The sequence below is a fragment of the Curtobacterium sp. PhB137 genome, from assembly GCF_003814955.1.
In the GTDB taxonomy this organism is placed as follows: Bacteria; Actinomycetota; Actinomycetes; order Actinomycetales; family Microbacteriaceae; genus Curtobacterium.
The window spans coordinates 512095-518337 of the sequence record NZ_RKQO01000006.1; the positions used below are offsets into that span (position 1 = coordinate 512095).

General features: G+C 71.6%; 5 protein-coding genes. 1 reads left to right on the forward strand and 4 read right to left on the reverse strand.

The window, feature by feature from the left end; translation table 11 throughout:
- Positions 1 to 164: 164 nt before the first annotated feature.
- The 4 genes from pgi to EDF28_RS12060 all read right to left on the reverse strand — a co-directional run bounded on the left by pgi (position 165) and on the right by EDF28_RS12060 (position 4832).
- A complete protein-coding gene (gene pgi / locus EDF28_RS12045; protein WP_123938439.1) occupies positions 165 to 1886 on the reverse strand; it encodes a glucose-6-phosphate isomerase in 1722 nt (573 codons plus the stop codon).
- Positions 1887 to 2053: 167 nt separating this feature from the next.
- Positions 2054 to 4291, reverse strand: coding sequence for a cation-translocating P-type ATPase (locus EDF28_RS12050; protein WP_123938440.1), 2238 nt, complete (start codon positions 4289 to 4291; stop codon positions 2054 to 2056).
- The gene (locus EDF28_RS12055) at positions 4288 to 4506 is read right to left on the reverse strand and encodes a heavy-metal-associated domain-containing protein (RefSeq protein ID WP_395875170.1); all 219 of its coding nucleotides are present in this window, start codon (positions 4504 to 4506) and stop codon (positions 4288 to 4290) included. Before EDF28_RS12055 ends, EDF28_RS12050 begins: the two co-directional genes overlap by 4 nt.
- Positions 4507 to 4541: 35 nt before the next feature.
- On the reverse strand, positions 4542 to 4832 hold the full coding sequence (locus tag EDF28_RS12060; RefSeq protein WP_111084793.1) for a metal-sensitive transcriptional regulator: 291 nt from the start codon (positions 4830 to 4832) through the stop codon (positions 4542 to 4544).
- A gap of 114 nt (positions 4833 to 4946) precedes the next feature.
- On the opposite strand from EDF28_RS12060, the gene EDF28_RS12065 reads away from it, so the two are divergent.
- Positions 4947 to 6155 (forward strand): helix-turn-helix domain-containing protein, encoded by a 1209-nt coding sequence (locus EDF28_RS12065; RefSeq protein WP_123938441.1) that lies wholly within the window; start codon positions 4947 to 4949, stop codon positions 6153 to 6155.
- Positions 6156 to 6243: the final 88 nt, after the last annotated feature.

A 6243-nucleotide genomic window follows, 5' to 3' on the forward strand; every position in this document is an offset into this window, starting at 1 on the left:
CGAAAGCGACACTCTTCCGCGGAACATCGGCGCGTATCTGTCGCTTTCGCGGGCCTGACGGCGCCCCGTGGGGCGCAATTGTCGCTTTGGCAGCGACCGGCAGCCGGACGGGAGGCCCGTGGCGGATCCGCCACGGGCCTCCCGTCTCGCAGGTGGGTGCGTCGTTACTTGCGCAGCTCCAGGTACTTCGCGATGAGCGCCTTGGTCGAGGCGTCCTGCGCGTCGAGCGCGGCCTGGTCGCCCTCGACGGCGGGCGTGACCTGCAGCGCCAGCTGCTTGCCGAGCTCCACGCCCCACTGGTCGAACGAGTCGATGCCCCAGATCGTGCCCTCGGTGAACACGATGTGCTCGTAGAGCGCGATGAGCTGGCCGAGCACGCTCGGGGTGAGCTCCGGCGCCAGGATCGACGTCGTCGGCTTGTTGCCCGGGAAGGTGCGCGCCGCGACGATCCCCTCGTCGGTGGTGCCCTCGGCCCGGACCTCGTCGGCGCTCTTGCCGAACGCCAGCGCCTTGGTCTGCGCGAAGAAGTTCGCCAGGAACAGCGTGTGCACGTCGGTGCCGGGTGCGACGCCCTTGCCGTCGCCGGTCTCGTCCTTGAGCGGACGGGCCGGGTTCGCGACCGTGATGAAGTCGGCCGGGATCAGGCGGGTGCCCTGGTGGATGAGCTGGTAGAACGCGTGCTGGCCGTTCGTGCCGGGCTCGCCCCAGAAGACCTCGCCGGTCTCGGTGGTGACGGGCGAGCCGTCCCAGCGGACGCGCTTGCCGTTCGACTCCATGGTGAGCTGCTGCAGGTACGCGGCGAAGCGGTGCAGGTACTGCGTGTACGGCAGGACCGCGTGGCTCTGCGCACCGAGGAAGTTCGTGTACCAGACGTTGAGCAGGCCCATCAGGACGGGGACGTTCTGCTCGAGCGGTGTGGTGCGGACGTGCTCGTCGATGGCGTGGAAGCCGGCGAGGAACTGCTCCCAGTTCTCCTGGCCGATCGCGACGATGACGCTCGTGCCGATCGCGGAGTCGACGGAGTAGCGGCCGCCCACCCAGTCCCAGAACCCGAAGGCGTTCTCGGGGTCGATGCCGAAGGCCTCGACCTTGTCGAGTGCGGTGGAGACGGCGACGAAGTGCTTCGCGACGGCGTTCTTCTTCTCGTCGTCGGCGGCGTCGGTCAGGCCGAGCCGCTCCCACAGCCACTGGCGTGCGAGTCGCGCGTTCGTCAGGGTCTCGAGGGTGCCGAAGGTCTTCGACGCGACGATGAACAGCGTGGTCTCGGGGTCGAGGTCCACGGTCTTCTCGTAGATGTCCGCCGGGTCGATGTTCGACACGAAGCGGGCTTCGAGGCCGGGCTGGACGTACGGCTTGAGTGCTTCGTAGACCATGACGGGGCCGAGGTCGGACCCGCCGATGCCGATGTTGACGACGGTCTCGATGCGCTTGCCGGTGACACCGGTCCACGAGCCGTCGCGCACCTGCGACGCGAACGCGTAGACCTTGTCGAGCGTGGCGTGCACGTCGGCGTCGACGTCCTGGCCGTCGACGGTCAGCGGCGCCGCCGGGACGAGCCCCTCGGTTGCCTTCGGACGGCGGAGCGCGGTGTGCAGGACGGCGCGGTCCTCGGTGACGTTGATGTGTTCACCGGAGAGCATCGCCTGGAAGCGCTCGGCGACGCCGGTGTCCTTCGCGACCTGCAGCAGGGCGGCGAGGACGTCCTCGGTGACGAGGCCCTTCGACAGGTCCACGGTCAGGTCGGCGGCCTGGAACGTGTACTGCTCGGCACGGCCGGGGTCGCTGTCGAACCACCCGCGCAGGTCAGGGGTGAAGTCGGCAGCGATGCTGTCGAGCTTCTTCCAGCCTTCGGTCGATGTGGGGTCGACGGGAGCGGATTCGGTCACTTCGGTCCTCCTGGGATCACGTTCGAGACGTACAGCCCGCAGGTCACCGCACCAGTGCGTCGCGGACCGTCTTCGAGCGTAGTGCCGTCGGCACCGTCGCGCGCACCGCCGGACGGGAGGCACGGGGCGCGTTCGCTGCGCGCGTCACGTCCGGCGGGTGGTCGGCCTCAGGGCCGGGGTGCGAAACGCCGCAGCCGCAGGCTGTTCGTCACGACGAACACCGACGAGAACGCCATGGCGGCGCCGGCGAGCACCGGGTTGAGCAGCCCCGCCATCGCGAGCGGGATCGCCGCCACGTTGTACGCGAACGCCCAGAACAGGTTGCCCTTGATGATGCCGAGCGTGGCGCGCGACAGCCGGACGGCGTCGGCGACGACGGTGAGCCGACCGCTCACGACCGTGATGTCGCTGGCCGCGATCGCCGCGTCGGTGCCGGCGCCCATCGCGATGCCGAGGTCGGCCGCGGCGAGCGCCGCGGCGTCGTTGACCCCGTCGCCGACCATGGCGACGCTCCGTCCCTGGGCCTGCATGCCCCGGACGGTGTCGAGCTTGCCGGCCGGGGTCGCGCGGGCGTGCACCTCGTCGATGCCGACCCGTGCGGCGACGGCCCGTGCGGCGCCGTCGTTGTCGCCGGTGAGCAGGACGGGGTGCAGACCGAGGGCCACGAAGCGCGCGACCGCGTCGGCTGCCTCGGGCTTCACGGTGTCGCCGACGACCACGACGCCCAGCACGCGGCCGTTCCGCGCGACGACGACCGCGGTGCCCCCGTCGGCCTCGGCGGCGGTGACCGCGGCTGAGGCGTCGTCGGGCACGACGACGGCCCAGGACGCTGCGAGCCAGCGGGTCCCGCCGACGAGCACGACGGCGCCGTCCACGACGGCCTGCACGCCGGCGCCGGGGGTGGAGTCGAACTGCTCGACGGCCGGGACGTCGAGTTGCCGGGCCGTCGCGGCCCGCACGACCGCACGTGCCACGGGGTGTTCCGATCCGTGCTCGACGGCGGCGGCGAGCCGGAGCACGGCGTCCGCGTCGAGGGTCGCGTCCGTCGAGGTCACGGCGCGCAGGGTCATCTCGCCGGTGGTGACGGTGCCGGTCTTGTCGAGCACGATGGTGTCGACGCCACGGGTCCGTTCGAGCACCTGCGGGCCGCCGATCAGGATGCCGAGCTGGGACCCACGGCCGGTGCCGACGAGCAGCGCGGTCGGCGTCGCGAGCCCGAGGGCGCATGGGCAGGCGATGATGAGCGTGGCGACGGCTGCGGTGAACGCCGCCGTGACCGAACCGCCGAGCACGAGCCAGCCGACGAACGCCAGCACGGCGAGCGCGATGACGATCGGCACGAAGACGCCGGACACCCGGTCGGCCAGGCGTTGCACGTCGGCCTTGCCGGTCTGCGCGTCCTCGACGAGCCGTCCCATCCGGGCGAGCTCGGTGTCGGCGCCGACACGGGTGACGGCGACCACGAGCCGGCCGCCGACGTTGATCGTCGCGCCGGTCACCCCGTCACCCGGTCCGACCTCGACGGGGACGGATTCGCCGGTGACCATGCTGCGGTCGACGGCCGAGGACCCGTCCTGCACGAGGCCGTCGCTGGGGATCCGCTCCCCCGGCCGCACGACGACGACGTCCCCGACGACGAGCGCCGACGCGGGCACACGCTGCTCGACGCCGTCGCGCAGCACCGTGGCCTCCTTCGCGCCGAGTTCGAGCAGGGCGCGGAGTGCCGCCCCGGACTGCTTCTTGGCGCGGGCCTCCATGTACCGGCCGGCCAGGATGAACACCGTGACGGCCGCCGCGACCTCGAGGTACAGGTCGGTCGCCTCGGGGTCGGTCGCGATCCACGAGAACGTCATGTGCATGCCGGTCGTGCCGGCGTCGCCGAAGAAGAGTGCGTAGAGGGACCAGCCGAAGGCCGCCAGCACACCCACGCTGACCAGGGTGTCCATGGTCGCGGCACCGTGTCGGGCGTTCACCCACGCGGCGCGGTGGAACGGGAGCGCGCCCCACACCGCGACGGGCGCGGCGAGCGTCAGGGCGAGCCGCTGCCAGTTCGGGAACTGCAGGACCGGCACCATCGAGAGCAGGACGACCGGCACGGCCAGGACCGCCGAGACGACGAGTCGTCGGCGCAGCGCACCGGCCGGGTCCTCGGCGTCGTGGTCCGGCTCCGTCGTGTCGGTCGGCGGCGCGGGGACGGTCGCACCGTAGCCCGCGGACTCGACGGCGGCGATGAGGGCAGCGGGGTCGGCGGGGCCGTCCGCGGCGACCTGCACCTGTGCCTTCTCGGTGGCGTAGTTGACGGTGGCGGTGACCCCGGGGAGCTTGCCGAGCTTCCGTTCGATGCGGTTCGCGCACGAGGCGCAGGTCATGCCCGTGATGTCGAGCTCGACGATGCCGTCCGTCACGACGGCACGACCTCGTACCCCGCCTCGGCGACCGCGCCGCGGAGCGCATCGGCGTCGACGGGCGCGTCCGAGGTGACGGTCACCGACGAGGCACCGCCGGGGACGAGCGCGACGGCGACGTCGGACACCCCCTCGAGTTCGGTGAGTTCCTTGGTCACGCTCAGCACGCAGTGCTCGCAGGTCATGCCCTCGACGAGCAGCAGTTCGGTGGTCACGGTGTCTCCTCCTGTGGTTCGGGTGCGGGCGGCGGTCACGAGCGCACGAGCCGGGCGATGGCCTGGCTGGCTTCGCGGACCTTCTCGTCCGCGGCGTCGCCACCCTCGGCGACCGCCTCGGCGACGCAGTGCTTGAGGTGGTCCTCGAGCAGCGACAGCGCCACGCGTTCGAGCGCCCGGTTCGCCGCCGAGATCTGGGTGAGGACGTCGATGCAGTACGTCTCGTCCTCGACCATGCGGGCGATGCCGCGCACCTGGCCCTCGGCGCGACGGAGCCGCTTGAGCAGGTCGTCCTTGTCGCCGATGTACCCGACGTGTTCGTGCATGGTGGCCTCCACGGTCCTCAATACGGTACCCCCCTAGGGTATTCCCTCCGGTGGACGCGCGGACACGAACGAGGGTATTCACCTCGCCGTGCCGTCGATGTCATGCTTTCGACCATGACCGATCCGGCGACGAACGGCTTCCGCAGACTGCGGTTCGCCGACGGCGACGGCTCCGACTACTCCGACATCTTCGAGGCGGAGTACCACGGGTCCGACTTCGCCTCGGAGACGTACGCGACCGACGACGCCCGCTACGAGTACACCGTGGTGGGCGACGACGACCTGACGCTGCGGACCATGCGCGCCGAGGGTGGTCGACGGGGCGGGGTCATCGGGGCGCGGGAGGACCACGTCGTCTTCTGGCTCACCAGGGGCCGGCTCGAGATGCACTTCCCCGACCGCACGCGCGTGGTCGAGCCGGGCAGCCCGTACATCGCGAGTGCGTCCGAGGCGTACCGCTTCGAGTCCGACGGCACCGTCTACAACGGGGTGCACATCGCGGACTCGTTCCTGCGGACCGTCGGGCGCGACCTCGGCTACCGACTGCCGGACGGCCCACTGCTGTTCGAGCAACAGGACGAGGTCATCGCCCGCCGTGAACCACTGCGCCACCTGATCGGGGAGCTCGGCCCAGCACTCGTGGACGACCGCGTGGTCGGTCCGATGCGGACGGCCCTGAACCGTCGACTGGCGATCGTCGTGCTCGACACGTTCCCGATCCGCAACCGCGGCGACGACGTCCCCGTCGCGAACCGCCTGCGCGACGCGATCCGCTACGTCGAACTGCACGCGGCCGAACGTCCGGCGGTGTCGGACATCGCCGCGGCGTGTGGGCTCAGCCAGCGGGGGCTGCAGGACGTGTTCGCCCGCACCCTCGACTCCACGCCGCACCGGTTCCTGCGCGAGCACCGGCTCGACCGCGCCCGGAGCGAACTCCTGCGCGCGGGCGACGACCGGGCCCCCGGCGCCGACGGGGTCGCCGTGGTCGCGCGTCGGTGGGGCTTCACCAACCCGGGCCGGTTCGCCACTGCCTACCGCGAGCGGTTCGGCGAGGACCCCGCCGCCACGCTCCGCACGTCGCTGTCCGCACGCCCCGACAGCGGTCGGTCGTCGTGGCGCGTCCGCCGCGCGGTCGCGTTCATCGAGGAGCACGCAGCCGAGGACCTCTCCCTGCAGGACATCGCCGACGCCGCCGGGGTCCTGCCGCGACGCCTGCAGCAGCTCTTCCGGGCCGAGCGGGGCGAGTCCCCGATGGCGTGCGCCCGGGCGATCCGCGCCGCTGCAGAACGCAACGCGGCGGACGGAACACGCGAAACCGCCTGAGCGGACGGCCAGGGGGTACAGCCACATCCCCGTGTTCCCGCGGATTCCTGGATTTCTGCCGAATCCGAAAAGTCATGTGTGACGAATC

What these genes read in the sequence shown, in the direction of transcription:
- EDF28_RS12060 (WP_111084793.1), bottom strand. Translation starts at nt 4,832, where the DNA reads ATGCACGAACACGTCGGGTACATCGGCGACAAGGACGACCTGCTCAAG.
- EDF28_RS12065 (WP_123938441.1), top strand. Translation starts at nt 4,947, where the DNA reads ATGACCGATCCGGCGACGAACGGCTTCCGCAGACTGCGGTTCGCCGAC.